This is a genomic window from Ruminococcus sp., assembly GCF_019417665.1.
Taxonomy (GTDB): Bacteria; Bacillota; Clostridia; order Oscillospirales; family Ruminococcaceae; genus Ruminococcus_C.
On record NZ_DXUU01000046.1, the window covers coordinates 5,553 to 22,877 of the forward strand.

Below are 17,325 nucleotides of genomic sequence, written 5' to 3' on the forward strand. Positions count from 1 at the left end.
GCCTTGGTCGCAGAAGTTGTTCCGTTTGTGGTAACTGTTGCCTTGGTGGCAGAAGTCGTTCTGTTTGTAGTAACTGTTGCCTTGGTCGCAGAAGTCGTTCCGTTTGTGGTAACTGTTTCGCTGGTTGTTGTGGTGGTAGTCGTTGTTGTTGAGGTTGTTGTGGTAGTCGTCGTTGTCTGTGCATTTACGATAACCGTGCCAGTCACAACGTTGTAGTTTTTGTCTTCCGGTGTGAACTCCCAGGTCAGGGTGTTTTTTCCGGCAGTCAGTGCCTTGATCTCGCCGACAATTTTCGCCAGACCCTTGGTGCTGTTTCCGCTGAGGATCAGTTCCAGTTCGCTTACCAGATCACCCTCGGTGTGAGAATCGCCGTCCACGGTAACTTCTACCGTTGGGTCAGCCTTGGCGATCTGGAACGTCAGTTCGATTTTCGCCGTTTCGCCGTTTTTCGCTGTAACAATGACAGTAGTCTTGACGCTGTCAGCCGCCTTTGCCGGTGTGCCGGAAAGCGTTCCGTCTGCGGAAAGTTCCAAACCATCCGGCAGCTTGCTGTCAGCTTCTACTGCGAAAGTCAACTCGCCCAGATCGGCAGCGTTTTCCACATAGTCGTTCAGATCGACCTCGGTCATTGCCTTTTTGTAAGTCAGTTCCAGCTTGTCCACATCGGCAGGAACGGTGATCTTCACCGCCTCTTTTTTCACAGTGAGTGCCGCATCGCCGATCATGAGATAAGTATCTTCAGTGAGCTCGGTCTCGCCGTCAAAATAACGGTAAGTATACGCCTTATCCGCAGACTCTTCCAGCGTTACTTCATCCGCAGCGTTGTAATAAAGTTCCTTGGTGTCGGCATCATCGCCGAAAGTTTCGTCATAAGTCAGTGTCAGCCGAACGACTGCCTTTGCCTGCTCGTTAAGGGTCGGGATCTCGTCCTCGCCGATGGTCTGGTAGAAGTTCAGCAGGTATGCAACTTCACCGCTGGCGAATTGGTCGGCGGTTTTGCTTGTGCCGTCGATGCTGTCAAAAGTTGTACCCTCTGCCGCACAGGTGTCGAGGTAGTAACTGTTTTTGACGATGCCATTGTTACTGCTATCATCTGCATCAATATAGTTATCGCCGCACACGCCGCCGATATTATCTCCAGTACCGGAAACTGTTCCGGTGTTGTAGCAGTTTTCGAGCGTGCCGCGATTGAGACCACACACACCGCCAACAGTATCCACACCAGAAACCGTTCCAGTATAATAACAGTTTTTGATTGTATTCTCATTATTACCGCACACACCGCCGACAGAGCTTTCACTCTTAAAATAGGAGTTCACTATGCCAACATTTTGAATGATGCCACAGTTATATTCAAACAAACCAGTACTGCTGTTAGCATCGCAATACAAGCCGCTGATCGTATGCCCCTGTCCATCGAATTTGCCAGTGTAATAGCCATATGGAAATTTTCCGATCGGTGTCCAAGTTCTCCAACTGTTTGCACTGATGCCATCATATCCAGAAAGATCGCCCTCATTGATTACGATGTCTTTTTTCAGAACAGCACTTGCATTTCTATTCGGATAGTCATCAAAAGAACTGCCTGTGGTATTCACAAATGCTGCGAACCAGTACAGCTGACCGGCGTTAGAGATCTCGTAGTTTCCGGTTGCCTCGTTCAGCGTTGCCGGTTGATAGTGGGTGCTGTCCTTGGTGCAGAAACCATTTTCGTCGAAGTCGTGTTCTCCACTCGCTGTTTCGCTGTTGGCGTAATACGTCTTGTCGGTGCAGTCAGTATAGAAATAGACTACGCCGTGGCTCTTGTCCAGAACCGGAAGAGCGTCTGCGTTCTCGCCGCTTAGATTCTGGTAGAAGTGTACCGTGTCGCCCTCGGACTTGCTGCCGTTCAGCAGGTAAGCGACTTCACCGCTGGCGAATTGGTCAGCGGTTTTGCTTGTGCCGTCGGTGTTGTCAAAGGTTGTACCCTCTGCCGCACAGGTGTCGAGGTAGTAGCAGTTTTTGAATGTGCCACCGTTACTGTAACCGCACACGCCACCAACTTTGCTGCCAGTACCAAAAACTGTTCCGATGTTGTAGCAATTTTCAATTGTACCATAATTGTTGTAACCGCACATACCGCCAGTTTTAGACGAGCCAAAAACCGTTCCAGTGTTGTAGCAATTTCTGATTGTACTTTCAGTGATGCCGCATACACCACCAACACATTCATATCCATAAAAATAAGAACATATTATGCCAATATTTTGAATCGTGCCATTGCTCCATCCAAACAAGCCAACATAATTTGCCCAATTATCGTTGAAATACAAGCCACTGACCGTATGGTTTTGTCCGTCGAACGTGCCAGAATATATTTTGCTAACACTTCCAATGGGTGTCCAATCTCTCCAGCCTTCTGCCTTGTTGCCGTCACAGCCGGAGACATCGCCCTCATTGACGGAGATATCTGCTGTGAGGACAGCGTTCAGACTGCCTTCACCGTTGTTCACCTTGTCTGCGAACCAATACAGCTGACCGGCGTTGCTGATCTCGTAGTTTCCAGTTGTCTCGTTCAGCGTTGCCGGTTGATAGTGGGTGCTGTCCTTGGTGCAGAAACCGTTTTCGTCGAAGTCGTGTTCTCCACTCGCTGTTTCGCTGTTGGCGTAATACGTCTTGTCGGTGCAGTCAGTATAGAAATAGACTACGCCGTGGCTCTTGTCCAGAACCGGAAGAGCGTCTGCGTTCTCGCCGCTTAGATTCTGGTAGAAGTGTACCGTGTCGCCCTCGGACTTGCTGCCGTTCAGCAGGTAAGCTACTTCACCGCTGGCGAATTGGTCAGCGGTTTTGCCGCCATTTTCATCTTCTGTGTCTGCGAGGTAATAGCAATTTGTGACTGGACCAAAATTGTATCCACATATACCGCTTATATCAGCACTTGAGCTAGTAGCAGTAACAGTTCCTATGTTATAACAGTTTGAAATTGGTGCAATACTACAACCACACACACCACCCACAGAAGCTACTGGGCCGGTAGCAGTAACAGTTCCTGTGTTATAACAGTTTGCGATTGTGCCACCATTATATCCACATATACCGCCTATAGTAGCAGATGACTCAATAGCGGTAAGATTCCCTGCATTATAACAGTTTGTGATTGTGCCGTCATTGCGTCCACACACACCGCCCACAAAATCATTCCCTTTGAAATAGGAATCAACAACTCCAACATTTTTTATGTTGCCATCGGCTTCTGAACTTCCGAATAATCCAATACGTGTTGAATTACCATTAAAGTACAAACCACTTACGGTTTTATTATTTCCGTCAAACGTTCCTGAATACAGTGTTATATGATCTTCCATACAATCTGCAATCGGTGTCCAGGTTATAAAATCACTTCCGTTGGAAACGTTGTCCTCTTCATCGTATTGTAAGGAATTAAGAAGATTTTCATTTACTGTGATGTTGGTTGTCAGAATTGCATTGGCTAATGTGTTTTGTTCAACTCCATCAAGAGTGCCGTTTACAAGTCCTGCAAACCAGTACAGCTGACCTGCATTGCTGATTTCGTAAACAGTCTCTTTCGTGCCGTCATCGTCAATGTCATATTTGTCAGTTGTTTCAACAGCAGGCTGATATACGGTTGCATTGCATTTCGGGCAGTTTCCGAAACCGTTGGTGTTCCCTGTATCGTAGCTGTGTTCATGGGTGGATGTGTCCTCCTCCGCACTCGCCGACAGCACGCCGCCGGAAAGCGAACCGATGCCCACAGACGAGATGCCCGTCACAAGTGCCGCCGCAAGGCTCAGCACTCGCCGGGATAGTTTCTTTTGAATTCGCATAAATTTCCTCCTTTTTTGTTTCGAATATATGATATATTCTCGATACTTTTATTATATCATAATCGGATATTTCTTGTCAAGAAAAAAGAGAATTTTTTCTAACCCATATAAAAAGTTGGAACGAAACGACATAACAAGGCGCTTTTCAGCGATTTTATGTCGTTTCGTTCCAACTTTTTTTATTGATAATACAACCGATGCAACGGCAGGGTCCCTACATCTTCACCCGTTCGATCTTACAAGTATGCCGCTTCTCTTTATCATAATTCACGCCGACCAAAAGTACATCACCGCTGTAATTCTGCAAACAGTCCAGATAGTCTTTCCGCTTGATCTGCTCCACTGCCTCTTCTGCGGAATGTCCCCACTTCAGTTCCACAATCATAGCAGGCAAATTACAGTTTCGGTTCGGTTCAAACACAATGTCTGCAAAGCCTTTTCCAGCCGGCATTTCCCGATGCAGGGTATAATTCTTCTGAGCAGAGTAGTACGCCAGAGAAATCACACAGGACAGGGCATTTTCATCGTTGTATTTCAAAATCGAGGCGTTCTCTTGGTGTGCCTGTTCGATCAGTTCCGCAACGGTTTTCGCATCGCCGGAAAGTGTAGCTTGCAGTAGCTGTTCCGAGGAACGGATTGCCTGTACAACTGGCTCCCAACCGCCGTCTTCGATGGAATTGATAAACTCCTGCCGCACTTCTCCGTTCGGGATCCACACCACACGGTTCTGTTCATCATAGGTCAAATAGCCCAGATGTACGAGCAGTGTCAGAACATCGTCTGCACTGTGGAAGGTGGTCATATCATTCTGAAACTTATCTGGATTCACAGGCACTTTTTCTCCTGCGATCATCTGTACGATCTTGTCCCGCAGTCCGTCCTGATTCAGATCAATGTACACTTTCAGTGCTTCGTAAGTTTCTGTTTTTGTCCAGTAATTGCTGAATTTTCCACGAAGCATGGCTTCTACCACGGACTTCGGATTGTAAATCGAAACGCCGTCCACGCAGTAGCCGTCATACCATTTCTTCGTTTCTGAAAACGGCATTTTGTATTGATCGCAAAGCTGCCGGACTTCTTGTTCTGTAAAGCCGGTAAATTCTTCAATGGGAGAGGCATCTGTCATGGAATATTCATAGAATACATTGATTGCTGAGTGCTCACCGTACTTCTTGATGGGCAAAATACCTGTCATGTAAGCAAGGGCAATATAGCTTTTGTCCTTTAACAAATCTCTCAAGAAGTCCAGATATGCTGTCTGTTCTTCCAACTGGTTCTTTCGGGAACGGAAAATACAGTCCCATTCATCAATGATAAAGATAAATGGAATCTGACATTCCTGATAAATATCATCCAACATGAATGTTAAAATCGTCTTATCCAGATAGTCCACATCCGGATATGCTCGCAGCAGATCTCGCCCCACCGCTTTTGTGATCAGTGCAACCATCTGTTCCATAGTTTGTGTCTTGCTCAGAAAATTCTGCATATTCAAGTGAATCACGTTATACCGGTTCAGGTGCTTTTCAAAATCGGAATGCTTTGCGATTTTCAGCCCTTGAAACAATTCTCTGGAATCACAGCCACGGCTGTAGTAAGCGGTCAGCATATTTGCTGCCATGGACTTTCCGAATCGGCGTGGACGGCTGACGCAGATATACCCTTGCTCCGTATTCAGTTTCTTATTTGTATAGGCAATCAGTTCTGTTTTATCGATGTAAATTTCAGAATTCAAACTTTTCTGAAAATCAACATTTTCTGGATTCAAGTAAACTCCCATTGTTTTTCCCTCCTTGCTGTAGTTTCTATTTCTTTATTTTTATTATACCACAGCATAAGAGAAAAAGCAACTTTTTCATGTGTAAAAAGCTCCGAATCACACACATCATTGGACGAACCGGAGCTTTCTTATTGTGACTTGTTCTTTCCGTTACTTAACAGTAGTACGTATTGGTAACACCTTTCTGCTTTCCTCTCTGAAAATACGGCAATTTTCCCTGATTATATAGTGTACTGATTGCTCTGCCGACTCTGCATTTATCTCCACGGGATAACTGATGATATAATCCAGGTCTGCTCAATTCTATCATATCCCGTACCCGAAGTGGCTTTCCATGTGTGCTTCTGCATCGAGCCACACACGCAATTGCCTGCTGAGATAGCTTTGCATTGGTGTAACGATAAGTAAGACAAAATTGATTTTTCATTCTGACCACTCCTCTTCCATATCTATAATAAGTTCTTCTCCATCTTCTGCGATTTTCTGAAAAAATTCAGTTTGTTCCTGCTTTTTCTGCATCTCTTTGTCAGAGATGATCCTCACCCGCTGTCCCAAAATGCCTTTTGGAAACGGGAGTGCTTTTTCGCTCAAAATAGCTTCCAGTTCGTCCTCGTCAATGGTAACGGTTCCTTTGTTGGTATAACAGCCGCCCTGATCGATTCCCAGAACAGTTAGTTCGTATTGTCCAAAGTCATTCAGGATCTCTACTGCTGTCACAAGAGCTTCTGTACACATAACAGCATTTTCAAACAAAAACATCATATTATCGTCCCCCTTTCAGGCAATGTTGAAGTATGCCTTTGTCTCTTTATCTATGGATACACCAGGCTGAAATGCCACAGTGATGGTTTCTTTTCCAATCTGAATCTCCTGGATTACTGCCGATTTTAGTGCAGCTGCTTCCGGAGATTTTTCTGTACACATATAGTTGGTAAATTTCTGAACAAGCTCCTGATATGCTGTCTCATCGATCTCAGAGATGGTATTGCCCACAGCCTCCAACTGTTGTTTCAATTGCTGGATCTCTGTTTCATTCTTGTCAATAGAACGCAGAATCGTTTCTGTTGCCCTTCCCTTTTCCAGATAGACCATCAGATTGGCATTGGCTTTCTCCAATCCATTGATCTGATTTTGTATGGTATTGGTTTCACCGCTTTGTATCATTTTTTGGCGGGAAAGTTTTTGATTGACTCTATCGATGATCTTCTGCTTGTTGTCCGGACAAAAAATGCAGTTTTTCACTGCGTGAAAAACAAACGGTGCCAGTTGGTCGGCTCTTACACTCTTGACGACACAATCGCAACTTTTTCTGTACTGCAGGTACTTGTGCCCGTTGCTGTGATTGACGTTGCCGGAAAACGGCTTGCCGCACGTTGCACAGTACGTGAGTCCGTTGAGAGCGTAGTAGTTCTTACCAGTGCGGCTGGCAGTCCGACTGCTATTCTGTGCCATCTTTTCCTGCACCTTGTCGAAAAGCTCTGGTTCGATGATCGCCGGCATCCCGTCTGGGATCTCTATGGGGTCTGGCTTGATCTTGTGGGAGTTCCGGTGTCCGTCACTGTCTTTGGCTGCAGTACGATCGTAGGTGTAGGTCCCCTTGTACTTTTTGTTGGTCAGGATGGTGTGGATGGCAGTGTCTGAGAAGTTGTTGCCGCCGGTGGTCTTATACCCCTTTTGTTTTAAATGCTTTTTGATGTAACTGTAACCCATGCCACTGTTGTAAAGCGTATAGATGTCACGGACGATCGGTGCTGTCCGTGCATCGATCTCATAGAGTCCGGCATCATTTACGGTATAACCAATGGGCGGCACACCGCCTAAATGACGGCACTGCTTGGCACTCTCTAAAAGTGCAGCTCTGGTATTCCTGGAAATATTGTCCGATGTTTCTTCTGCCGCAGCAGCCTTTACCACTGTAGCAAACTTGCTGTAATCAGAAGACGCTGTGTCAATGCCATCATTGACAGCGATCAGCCGGATCCCATGTTCCTCCAGCCACTTTAAATCATTGATCTGATTGCCGGCATTTCGGTGGAGACGATCCAATGCACGAACGATAATAACCTTTGCCCTTACTCTTTCGGACAAGAGATCTTCCTTCATTTGCTGGTATCCATCACGGTTAATGTTCCTTCCGGTTTTCGCATAGTCCGTATAGATCTTCTCTATGCACATCTGATGAGCCTTTACATAGTTCTCTGCACACGTCATCTGTGCTGCAGGACTGTTTCCGTTATCCTGTGCATGAGAACTGTATCTGATGTAAACTAAAACGAGTTGTGTATTCTTTGTCTCATTCATATGGTTTGTTCCTTTCCGAATCATTCTATTTTAGCCGTCCTGCACGATTGCCGGAGGCGGTCGTATTACCCAGTTTTTCCTGATGCACACTCCTTTGTTAAAATGGCAGCAAGAACATCGGCAGCAAGGTCAATGATCACGTCATTGGCTGCCTCTGTCTCAGAATCTTTTCTGTTTTTTGTTTCACAGCCGTTATAGTAAAAGAAGCCTTCCCTTAACCGCTCCCGATTGATCTGTAAGCTTGTAACCTCTTCCATAAACCGCTTCCCTTTCCTCCATTTCCCGCATCAATCCAAAGCTCTGCTGCTTTTTGTAGGTATAGACCTCATCGTTTACCGAACCAAAAGCTTCATCTACCTTTTGGTATTGAAACCGATAACCATAGCTGACAACACCATCTATGCTGATTTTCGCCTTGATCCGATTCTTTTCCGGTGCAGCAAGAAATCCTTCGTTCAGCAAATTGCGGACTGCTGTTTTCTTGTCTGTATCCCCTATCCTGGAAAGGATCTCTTCAAAAGTCGATTCCAGAATCTCTACCTTCAAAGGCTTCTTTTCCCGATCCAGTGTCCAATTCACACCATCGATTCTCTTGTAGTTGCTGCATATATAGTTGAAGATACGGATTACTAGATTTTTTCCTGGATGGGATTCTTTCACAATATCTCCATGCAGAATCACACACATCTGCTTCAAAACTCCCATATCCATCTGAATGCCCAATGTATGCAGAAGCAGCGATGTTGTCAGGATCATGGCATAATGCATTACAAGCCGGTTCGTCAGATTGCAGGTCTCAGAAAAGGCATTCAGAAGTTCCTCCCGCATCGCCTGAAATTTCTGCAAGATCTCAGCACTATCTGCGGAAAGCAGATAATCTGCCAGTGCAGAACCCACATAGCCATAGTTTTTCCCTGCAAATGTCTTGATCTGTTCCGAATGGGTACTGTCTTTGGTATATGTCAGTCCATCCAATGTGATCACACGAGCAATGATTCCCAGGTTATCCTGTTCTGCATTCACAAGATACGTTTCAGAGCTGAATAATGCCGTACACTCCCAGCTGTTCCGATATTTCAGCTGAGCATTGCTGTCCAGACGAAGCTTTTCCCGTCCCTGGGTAAAAGCATATATGAAATCGGAAATGCGAATGGAATTGCGAATTGTACTCTCATCGTAAGCAATGGGTACACCATGATGTTTTCCCAACATACGATTCAAAGCATTGGCTGTACCATAGAAAGCGGTAAACACATTTTCATCTTCCGGAGAGCTGTACAGCGATGCTGCAAGCTTTAAAGCAGTTGTCTTTCCAGTCGAGGATGTCCCTACCAGCGATACAGCAAAACAATCCACTGGAATCTTTTCCGTAATTTTCAGATATGCCATCAGTGTAGATGCCGCAGCTGCACAAAGAACGAACTGCAAAGCCGGTGACGAAACGATTAGCCGATTCAACTCTGCAAGATAGTCCTCCGGAGACAGTTCCAGATGTGCCTGTAATGCCGGCGGAGTATGGTTTGCACCATACCATTGCAGTGTATTGTTGCAATGCCAGCCCAGTACCTGCATGGCATCTTCTACCTGCAATTCTGCTGCAGCTGCTTGCAGATACATACTAAATGCTTCATGTGCCCCAGATGTTCTGTCCACCGCAATGCCAATATTGAATAGTGTCGCACAGATTTTATCTGGCAGCAAGCTTTCAAAAGAAAGCCGGTGGATCACATCATTATGACTGATTTCCAGAAAATGACGCTGCTTCTCATCTGCCACAGCACGAATGATCTCAAAATCGTCTGCCATCCATTTTATCTTCGTATGGCTTACCAGATCTGCAAATCCTGCATTGGTATGCAGGACAGTGAACTTCATAGTCTGAAAACCTTTTCCGACCACAAATTCTATGGCACGCTTCCGGAGCCGCATCCACTCCTGAAAATCAATGGACACACATCCGAACCGTTCCAATTGAAATGCAACAGGCAGCGGTGTAAAATCGATCATAAAACATTCCCCCTTTTGAAAAAAACAAAGGTGGAGCGACCACACATCAGCTCCACCCCGATCTCGTTACTGCACGACCTTAACTTTTTTCACATTGCTAAAACGATTTCCGGTCTTCTTCGATTTCACAGTAGATATCTCCAACTGAAACGTATGTCCCACTAGATCGTCTGTGTTATTCGTATTCAATGCTTGAAAAACATTGCCCCAAGGATGTCTGCCAAGTTCATCCTGCGACGCAAATTTAAGGAACACGGTATTGTCCGGATTCTCGCAGAGCTTAAACTTCATACAGAGTTGTTCTGGTACGTATTCAAATGCATTCGTCAGCTGAGCCGTATAAGTACCGCTTTCCAGAATGTCTGTTTCATTGTATACTGTTACTTTCATATCCAATCTCCTCCACTTAGTTGAACTTGACCTCTGCATATGATGTGCCATCGTCCAGAGCGGTCATCGTATACGAACCCACTCGTACCGATTTCCCGCTTGGAAATTCGCCCTTACTCATCTCCATGATCTTTTCTGCCAATGGGCTGTTGTATATCATTCCGCCAGATGAAAAGGAAATCGCATTTTGAGTTCCAGCAGCTGATGGAACAACGATAACACTTTCTTCCGTAAAGTACAGTTCAATTGCTGCTGGTTCGCCCAGATCCCTCATAAAAGCCTTTGAAAAGCGGATTCGTTTACTTGTTGGTACATTGATCAGAATCATGCATCCAGTAGCATTCTGTGTTGGCTTGTATGCCTGTGCGTTTACGGAACTTAAAAAATCATTTAGTGTAGACATATGATCTACCTCCTTTTTGTAATTACTACAGCCAAAGCATTTTTCACCTGACTATAGTTTGATTATCCTATCAAGCCGCCATTGTATATTCCAAACATCGGATCTATCTTACCCGATGAATGGTACAGACTTCCTGATCGAGAATCTGATGTTATTATCTCATATCCCGCTACCATTGTATACTCCAAATTTTCAAGCTTTTCTTACCTAACAAATGGTATAACAGCAAAAACTTTATAGAGGAACATAATTTTCCCATTTTCCCGTTTCGTTCCGCAGAGAAAGAGGAACTGTAAAAAAATACGAGTAATCCTTTTATCGTGGTACAGCATCGCACGACGCAGCGAAACCGCTTTTCGCAGCAGTTCGCTAAGCGAAAAAACAACAAAATGGTCCAAGTCATGCAGATGACTTGGACTTTTTGTTGGATCACTCATATTTTTCTTCATCAATATTCTTCCGCCTGCTGGATAAACGTGCGGAACTCTTCGGTGTTTCGCTTCAATTCTTTCCACTGCGTATGCAGGTATGCAACTTCTTCATAGCGAACTAATTCCAGCAATTTCATTTCATGCAGTCTAGTTTCCAGTACTGTTTTCTCACTTTCCAGTTGTTCCGCTCGTTGAAAATGGTATGGGCTCACCCCATATCAAGCTGCCGCTATTTTTCCAAATTTGCAAAAAGCACGCTTGCTGCGGCACATACTGCCATCAATTCTGTATTTTCATGTAACTTTGCGACCTTGTTATCGTAATCCTTCTTATCGCTGCATTCGATCAAGATCATCTTCTTTGCAAGTAAGTACGTTTGATATGTCAGTCTGAACTCTCTTTCTTTCATAGAATCCAATAATTTTCCACCTGGTTTGCAGCACCGATAGAGTGTTCTTGCACTTTCACACCATTCGTTTCCGAGTTCTACAGCCTCTTCTGCGACTGCCATATGGATCCCCCTTGCGGGTTCATATCGTACCAGATCAAACATGGACTCCAGTATCTTTCTTGCAGTTTTTTCTTCACACTTCCATTTTGCGTTTTGTGACACTGCAGTAATGGAACAATAGTACTGGTCTGCGATCTGTTTTTTAGCGGCATCATATTCTCCATTCCTGATCAGCTGCATCAGCTTACTGGGACATTTTTCCCTGCGTTTTCTGTTCTCCGGTGTGTCCTCCCGATTCACCAGAGCATACTCTTTTTTCTCACAAACAGCCTGTTCCTCAAATACTGGAAGTCTGACTTCCGGATCAAACGCATTCTTTTGACTGTCCGTCATTTGTGTGTAAACGTCCATTTTTAGTTTATCAAATTCCGTATTTTCATGCTTCGTGCTCACGATTTTCCTCCTTATACTCGCATTGATCAAAAAAGCGTATATAAGTATTTGTTCTTTCGGAAACTTCCAAAAAAATTTTTGCTGTGATACACGAGCACAAAAAAAGAGCACCACAACGAAAATTCGCTGCGATGCCCTCTAAAAATCAATATTCTTCCGCCAACAGCATAGTACAATGCTCCCCATCATCCATGATATACACCTTTGCTGTGACCAGCTTTTTCGCCTCCGCAATGTACGTCATCTCAAACTGCGGCTGTTCCGAGGTATGGTGCACGATCTGCAAACCATTTTCCTCGCTAAGCCGAAACACCTGTAAGTAGTCTTTCGGTTCTGGCATCTGATCAACAGCCTGCCACATCATCGTTTGCAAGTACAGCGGAATCTCCGCATTCACGCCTCGTGTCAGGTATCTGCCTTTTGATTTTTCAAACATATTCTTTGCTCCTTTACCTTGGAATCAAACATCTCGTACAGTTCGCCTCGCCGCATGGTGATGGTTTCTGTCAGCTCCACTACGCCAAAACCCATATCCAGCACAATGTCAAAATCATAGGGTCGCACATGGATTTCTTGCACAAACTGCTGAACAAATGTGCGGAACTCCTCGGTATTCCGCTTTAATTCTTTCCACTGCGTATGCAGGTACGCCACATCTTCATAGGCGATAGATTCCAGCAGCTTTAGTTCATGCAGTCTGGTTTCCAGTTTCGCTTTCTCGTTTTCCAGCTGCTCTGCTCGCTGGAGCAAGTCATCTGTAAAGATGCCCTTTTCGATCGCCTTGGTGATGTTGGCAAGGCTGTCCTGCACTTCATTGTACTGCTGCAAAACATCTGTATGATATTTGTCGTAGCTGCTGTTGAACTTCTGTACCTCTTGATTCACCTTAGCAACCGCTCTCTTCAGATTTTTCGGTTTCAACTTTTCACCGATCAGCACAGCAATGTAAGCGTCCAGATAGTCCTTATTCAACTCTTTGTTATTGCACGCCGAACGATGGGTATTGCATCGGTAAGTGGCAAGCCGTGTCTTGCTTCTTCCTGAAAATCGCAGGTTTCCGATCATTCGTTTTCCGCACACATCACAGACCAGTTTTCCCGTCAGCAGGTAAAATTCTTTGCTGTGATAGCGTCCAGCGTTCCGTTTGTTCTTTGCCTTGATCCGCTGTACCTGTGCAAACAACTTCTTTCCGATGATCGCAGGACAGCCCCCTTCGATGCGGATATAGCTGTCCTTTTGGGCGTGGTTATTCCGCTTGCCGTCTGTTTTTGCCGCAGCCTTATTGAACACAAACACCCCGGTATATTTTTCATTGCTGAGAATTTCATACAAGCTGTTTTTCCCGAACATTTTCCCACGTTTTGTCTTGTAACCATGGGCATTCAGATGGTCGATGATCTCACTGTAACCGTAGCCGTCTGCAAACATCTGAAAGATGATTCGTACTGCCTGTGCTTCCTGTTCATTGATGACCAGATGCCGGTTTTCATCCAGATCGTATCCCAGCGGGGGACAGCCGCCGGTGTGCTTACACTGCAAGGCAGTTTCGTTCATGCCCTTCATAACTTCCCGTGCCAGATTCTTGCTGTAATATTCTGACATACCCTCCAGAACGGCTTCCATCATAATGCTCTCCGGAGAATCGTCCATGCGTTCCAACACACTGCAAAGCTTGACGTGGTTTTTCTTTAGCTTCTTTTTGTAGATGGCACTGTCATATCTGTCACGGCTGAATCTGTCCAGCTTATGCACCAGAACGATGTCAAACAGCCCTTTTCCGCTGTCTTCGATCATCTGCTGGAACTGCGGTCGGTTGTCCGTCGTTGCTGACCTTGCCTCATCGGTATAGGTGGAAACAACCTGCCAATGGTTCTGTTTACAGAACTGATTCATCGCCCGAATCTGTGCATCAATGGATTCGCTTCGCTGATTATCCGAACTAAATCTGGCGTACTGTGCCACCTTTGGAATGCTCAGCATCTGACCACCTCGACAGGCAGAAAGATGTCCTCGCCGTAGCTGTCGCCAATGATTTTAACACCGTGCAAAAACATACTTTCTTCCAAGAAAAGCATTTCTACAAACTCCATCTCACCAATTGGAAAGTCTGTAAATTCTTCTGATTCCAGTACGACAAAACAGCCGATATCATCCAGATTTTCTACCTGATATTCCTGCATCATCGTTTTTGCTTTTTCCTGAATGTGCATCCTCAAATCAGCGTTTGTAATGCAACTCATTTCCTGCAAATTGGTTACTTTTATCATTCGATTTCCTCCATTTCATAGGGTTCCAACACCCATTCTCTTCTGACTGCTGGTGTGAGTGGGTGACAAGCATTCTTCCCGATCTGGTACATCTTGTTGGCATGCCGCTTTATCAATTCCAGCAGGTATTTCTGCCGCTCTCTGACACGCTGGGTATTTTTCCCGATGGTACCCCAGGCAATGATGATAGCATCACTCATGGCGGCGTATTGTGCAATCACAGCATCCGAATCATCATCGATCAACTCATCATCGCCATTGAAACGAAGATTGAGCTTTTCCATGATTCTGCTGTACAGATTTACGATATTGACGCTGCCAAAGCCGAGCTTACTGACATTGTTCAGAACGAGCATTGTTGTCATGTCAAAGTTGACCGTATCCGCTGTGTTGGGATTGATCATGATGACCATTGCGGTTGGTTTCTCGCTGTCCCATTCCTTCCGCAGAAGCAAGCGATGCTCTTTGTCGTCTGAAAAGATGGCTTTGCTCTTGATGATTGTGGTTTCTTCCAACATCAAGTTTCTCCCTCCAATTTTGTTTCAAAAAAAGAGGCTCAGCGTCATACCAAGCCTCCCACGAACAGAATTTTTACTTACTCTTCTTAACCAGTGCCAGCAGTTCTACGCCGCAGGCAACTCCTGCCAGAAACATTTCAATCGCAATCGGCATTGATGTATTTCACCTCCTTTTCCTGCAATTCCATGGCAATCCCGATGCCGCCTACTACCAGTGTCAGTACCAGTCCTGCGATAAATTCTTTCATGTTGATTCCTCCATTTTTCGTTTTATGCTTCACACTGCAACAGTGTTTTCGCCTCTTTGAGTGCCTCTTCCATCGCCTCTGTGTCCATGAGCAATTCCTCGATCTCGTCCGGTGCGTAGCCGCAATCCAGCAACAGATAAACCTCCTCTTCTGTCACACCAAACGTACTACAGTACTCCAACAGCAGTTCTTCTTGCTCATCTTCCTCCCACCATTTTGCGTAGTCCCAATTGTACGGATTGTACACAGAGTGAATGTAATCTTTCGGAATAAATTCACTTCTACTGAGTCTGCCGTCTGGTGTGATCTCTACAATTTCACCCTCTGCGACTTCAATTTCGCTGTACTTGTCACGCAATCCAATCTTTTGCAAAGCGTTGTCCAGAATGCTTTTTGTGCTGGCGTAGACGTAAATTCCGAGTTTCGAAAAATGATATAAAGTCAGCGGATTATTGCCCTTCACCAAAAACAGCGTATTGTCATTTCTCAAAATCGTAAAGACAAAGCTGCCCTCCACCAGTTCTGCCATGTGTTTGATGTTTTCCGTGTCCAGCTGCTGTCCTTGTTCCAGAAGCTGCACGGCGACGTAGCTGTCGGTTTCGATCGAGGTTGGCGGGAGGTGCTGTTCCCGGCGAAGCTCCCTGTCGTTGTACAGCACGCCGTTGTGGGCGAGGGCGAACGATTCTGTGCCGCAGTGTCCCTCGAACGGGTGGTTGTTGCAGTTCCGCTTCTCGCTGCCCTGGGTTGCGAACCGGGTGTGTCCGATGACCGCCCTCGTGTCCCTGGGAAAGTACAGCTTGACCTTGTGGGCTGGCTTCGGTTTCTTGAACGTCACCATTTCGCTGTGATTGACATAGCTGATTCCGGTAGCGTCTGTACCTCGAATTTCCGCAGCAACCGAGAGGTAGTGGATCAGCTTTTTCAAAGTCGCATTGCTGATTTTTCCCTTGTAATCTAAAAATCCAAACACTGCACACATCTTACATCTCCTCACTTTCTGCTATCATTTCATTAACGTACAATCTCCGCTCTTTCAGGTACTGGATCAGTTCTGGCTCTTCGATGGAGCTTACAAACTCTGACCAACTCATGCTGTCGATGCCCTCCTCGGACAAAGAAATCGCCGCATCACAGATGTGGTTGACCATCTGCAATGTGGCGATGAAAGTATTATACTTTAATGTCCCTCGAAACAAGCGGAACTCAATGGTGTGGTAGTTGTTGAGGTTGACTGCAACGTACCTGCCGTTACTACCGCTCTTGGATTTCTCTAAAATTTGCTTGCCCGTTTTCTCAAAACCAAATCTTGCACTCCAGCGGCTCATGTTGTATCTGCTTCTGCGGCTGAACGTAAAGAGTTCATTCCAATGCTTTTCCACAAAGAACAGGATCCGGCTGATGACTTCTTCTTGTTCTGTCTGATTGTCACCAAAAGCGTTTCGGTTGACATGAACGTGCAGACCACAAGTGCTGGTCTGGTGGGAACGGTAGCCCATGGAAACTGCCTCTTGAAAAACATCTTTCCAGTTCATTTCCTCTGTGTGGTAATCCAACGTCATAGGGTGAGAAACGATCTCAAAGCCATCGTCCAGAGAACCATCCGACTTGATGTAAATGTTTTCCTCGTGCACATTGGCGATGCTTTTGAGGCTGGCAGCGTTATCGTTGTCCTTGCCGCCTTCATCCACTTCCAGTTCTACGCCAAAGTATCGTTTTCCGTTTCCATAAAAGACAGGTGTGGGTTTGTAGCCGTATTCCTCGATCTCATCCTCAAACTCGTCGAAGCATCTTTCACAGTAGGGCAGGTCATTACGCCAGCAACAGTCCTCATCAGAGATGATGCGGTTGCAGGATTCGCAGCGTTGGTAGTGGGCATCAAAACAGTTCGGACACAGAAAGCTGTTATCGTCGGTCACGCAGTCTGTTGTCCAGATTATTTCACCGCAATGGTCGCAGGTGATGCAATGTTCTTCCACACAGTCTTCGCAGAGCAATTCATCATCTACGTATCTGCCCTCGTTTTCGCTGAGTTCCATGCCACAACAGTCACAAATTCTTACTTCTTCCATTTCAATTTCCTCCAAAAGCAAAAAATTCCGGTAAGGCTGAAAGAATTTACCTTACCGGAATTATAATATATATTTGATTTTTGGGGTTGATACGGTGGAAGACTTCTTTGCTTTCTCCGGAAAAATTGGGATTGTTTTTTCGATAATCTCATGACTATATATATTATATTATATATATTAGAT

The 17,325-nt window shown here is 45.3% G+C and carries 16 protein-coding genes; all 16 read right to left on the bottom strand.

Annotated features, from left to right (window positions below):
* The coding region (locus QZ375_RS11060; RefSeq protein WP_295219073.1) for a GLUG motif-containing protein at window positions 1-3,824 on the bottom strand (3,824 nt) is incomplete at its 3' end.
* A 214-nt stretch (window positions 3,825-4,038) separates the two neighbouring features.
* Window positions 4,039-5,604 carry an AAA family ATPase gene (locus QZ375_RS11065; RefSeq protein ID WP_295219076.1) on the bottom strand — a complete coding sequence of 522 codons (1,566 nt, stop codon included), beginning with the start codon at window positions 5,602-5,604 and terminating at the stop codon, window positions 4,039-4,041.
* A gap of 154 nt (window positions 5,605-5,758) precedes the next feature.
* Complete coding sequence (locus QZ375_RS11070) at window positions 5,759-6,031, bottom strand: hypothetical protein (RefSeq protein WP_295219079.1); 273 nt, start codon at window positions 6,029-6,031, stop codon at window positions 5,759-5,761.
* Window positions 6,028-6,366, bottom strand: a complete 339-nt coding sequence (locus QZ375_RS11075; protein ID WP_295219082.1) for a hypothetical protein — start codon at window positions 6,364-6,366, stop codon at window positions 6,028-6,030. Before QZ375_RS11075 ends, QZ375_RS11070 begins: the two co-directional genes overlap by 4 nt.
* A 15-nt stretch (window positions 6,367-6,381) precedes the next feature.
* On the bottom strand, window positions 6,382-7,905 hold the full coding sequence (locus QZ375_RS11080; protein ID WP_295219085.1) for a recombinase family protein: 1,524 nt from the start codon (window positions 7,903-7,905) through the stop codon (window positions 6,382-6,384).
* A gap of 192 nt (window positions 7,906-8,097) precedes the next feature.
* Window positions 8,098-9,912 carry a DUF927 domain-containing protein gene (locus QZ375_RS11085; RefSeq protein WP_295219087.1) on the bottom strand — a complete coding sequence of 605 codons (1,815 nt, stop codon included), beginning with the start codon at window positions 9,910-9,912 and terminating at the stop codon, window positions 8,098-8,100.
* 66 nt (window positions 9,913-9,978) lie between these two features.
* Window positions 9,979-10,302, bottom strand: a complete 324-nt coding sequence (locus QZ375_RS11090; RefSeq protein WP_295219090.1) for a hypothetical protein — start codon at window positions 10,300-10,302, stop codon at window positions 9,979-9,981.
* Window positions 10,303-10,318: 16 nt separating this feature from the next.
* The gene (locus QZ375_RS11095) at window positions 10,319-10,705 is read right to left on the bottom strand and encodes a hypothetical protein (RefSeq protein ID WP_295219093.1); all 387 of its coding nucleotides are present in this window, start codon (window positions 10,703-10,705) and stop codon (window positions 10,319-10,321) included.
* Window positions 10,706-10,908: 203 nt separating this feature from the next.
* The gene (locus QZ375_RS11100; protein ID WP_295219095.1) at window positions 10,909-11,154 is read right to left on the bottom strand and encodes a hypothetical protein; all 246 of its coding nucleotides are present in this window, start codon (window positions 11,152-11,154) and stop codon (window positions 10,909-10,911) included.
* 211 nt (window positions 11,155-11,365) lie between these two features.
* Window positions 11,366-12,040, bottom strand: a complete 675-nt coding sequence (locus tag QZ375_RS11105) for a hypothetical protein (RefSeq protein ID WP_295219098.1) — start codon at window positions 12,038-12,040, stop codon at window positions 11,366-11,368.
* Window positions 12,041-12,185: 145 nt separating this feature from the next.
* On the bottom strand, window positions 12,186-12,476 hold the full coding sequence (locus QZ375_RS11110) for a DUF960 domain-containing protein (RefSeq protein WP_295219100.1): 291 nt from the start codon (window positions 12,474-12,476) through the stop codon (window positions 12,186-12,188).
* Entirely contained in the window at window positions 12,446-14,020 is a 1,575-nt protein-coding gene (locus QZ375_RS11115; RefSeq protein ID WP_295219103.1) for a recombinase family protein, read from the bottom strand. Before QZ375_RS11115 ends, QZ375_RS11110 begins: the two co-directional genes overlap by 31 nt.
* Window positions 14,014-14,307, bottom strand: a complete 294-nt coding sequence (locus QZ375_RS11120; protein ID WP_295219105.1) for a hypothetical protein — start codon at window positions 14,305-14,307, stop codon at window positions 14,014-14,016. The genes QZ375_RS11115 and QZ375_RS11120 overlap by 7 nt, the downstream gene beginning before the upstream one ends.
* Window positions 14,304-14,825: a DUF1643 domain-containing protein gene (locus QZ375_RS11125; protein WP_295219140.1), complete on the bottom strand. Its 522-nt coding sequence runs from the start codon at window positions 14,823-14,825 to the stop codon at window positions 14,304-14,306. Before QZ375_RS11125 ends, QZ375_RS11120 begins: the two co-directional genes overlap by 4 nt.
* Window positions 14,826-15,095: 270 nt before the next feature.
* Entirely contained in the window at window positions 15,096-16,052 is a 957-nt protein-coding gene (locus QZ375_RS11130) for a class II glutamine amidotransferase (RefSeq protein WP_295219142.1), read from the bottom strand.
* A gap of 1 nt (window position 16,053) precedes the next feature.
* Window positions 16,054-17,142: an amidoligase family protein gene (locus QZ375_RS11135; protein ID WP_295219144.1), complete on the bottom strand. Its 1,089-nt coding sequence runs from the start codon at window positions 17,140-17,142 to the stop codon at window positions 16,054-16,056.
* Between the last annotated feature and the right edge of the window lie 183 nt (window positions 17,143-17,325).

Excerpts from the sequence above, each read along its gene's own strand:
- QZ375_RS11130 (WP_295219142.1), bottom strand. The coding sequence starts at position 16,052 with ATGTGTGCAGTGTTTGGATTTTTAGATTACAAGGGAAAAATCAGCAAT.
- QZ375_RS11075 (WP_295219082.1), bottom strand. The coding sequence starts at position 6,366 with ATGATGTTTTTGTTTGAAAATGCTGTTATGTGTACAGAAGCTCTTGTG.
- QZ375_RS11120 (WP_295219105.1), bottom strand. The coding sequence starts at position 14,307 with ATGATAAAAGTAACCAATTTGCAGGAAATGAGTTGCATTACAAACGCT.
- QZ375_RS11125 (WP_295219140.1), bottom strand. The coding sequence starts at position 14,825 with ATGTTGGAAGAAACCACAATCATCAAGAGCAAAGCCATCTTTTCAGAC.
- QZ375_RS11085 (WP_295219087.1), bottom strand. The coding sequence starts at position 9,912 with ATGATCGATTTTACACCGCTGCCTGTTGCATTTCAATTGGAACGGTTC.
- QZ375_RS11110 (WP_295219100.1), bottom strand. The coding sequence starts at position 12,476 with ATGTTTGAAAAATCAAAAGGCAGATACCTGACACGAGGCGTGAATGCG.
- QZ375_RS11065 (WP_295219076.1), bottom strand. The coding sequence starts at position 5,604 with ATGGGAGTTTACTTGAATCCAGAAAATGTTGATTTTCAGAAAAGTTTG.
- QZ375_RS11070 (WP_295219079.1), bottom strand. The coding sequence starts at position 6,031 with ATGAAAAATCAATTTTGTCTTACTTATCGTTACACCAATGCAAAGCTA.
- QZ375_RS11115 (WP_295219103.1), bottom strand. The coding sequence starts at position 14,020 with ATGCTGAGCATTCCAAAGGTGGCACAGTACGCCAGATTTAGTTCGGAT.
- QZ375_RS11095 (WP_295219093.1), bottom strand. The coding sequence starts at position 10,705 with ATGTCTACACTAAATGATTTTTTAAGTTCCGTAAACGCACAGGCATAC.
- QZ375_RS11135 (WP_295219144.1), bottom strand. The coding sequence starts at position 17,142 with ATGGAAGAAGTAAGAATTTGTGACTGTTGTGGCATGGAACTCAGCGAA.
- QZ375_RS11090 (WP_295219090.1), bottom strand. The coding sequence starts at position 10,302 with ATGAAAGTAACAGTATACAATGAAACAGACATTCTGGAAAGCGGTACT.
- QZ375_RS11080 (WP_295219085.1), bottom strand. The coding sequence starts at position 7,905 with ATGAATGAGACAAAGAATACACAACTCGTTTTAGTTTACATCAGATAC.
- QZ375_RS11100 (WP_295219095.1), bottom strand. The coding sequence starts at position 11,154 with ATGAAGAAAAATATGAGTGATCCAACAAAAAGTCCAAGTCATCTGCAT.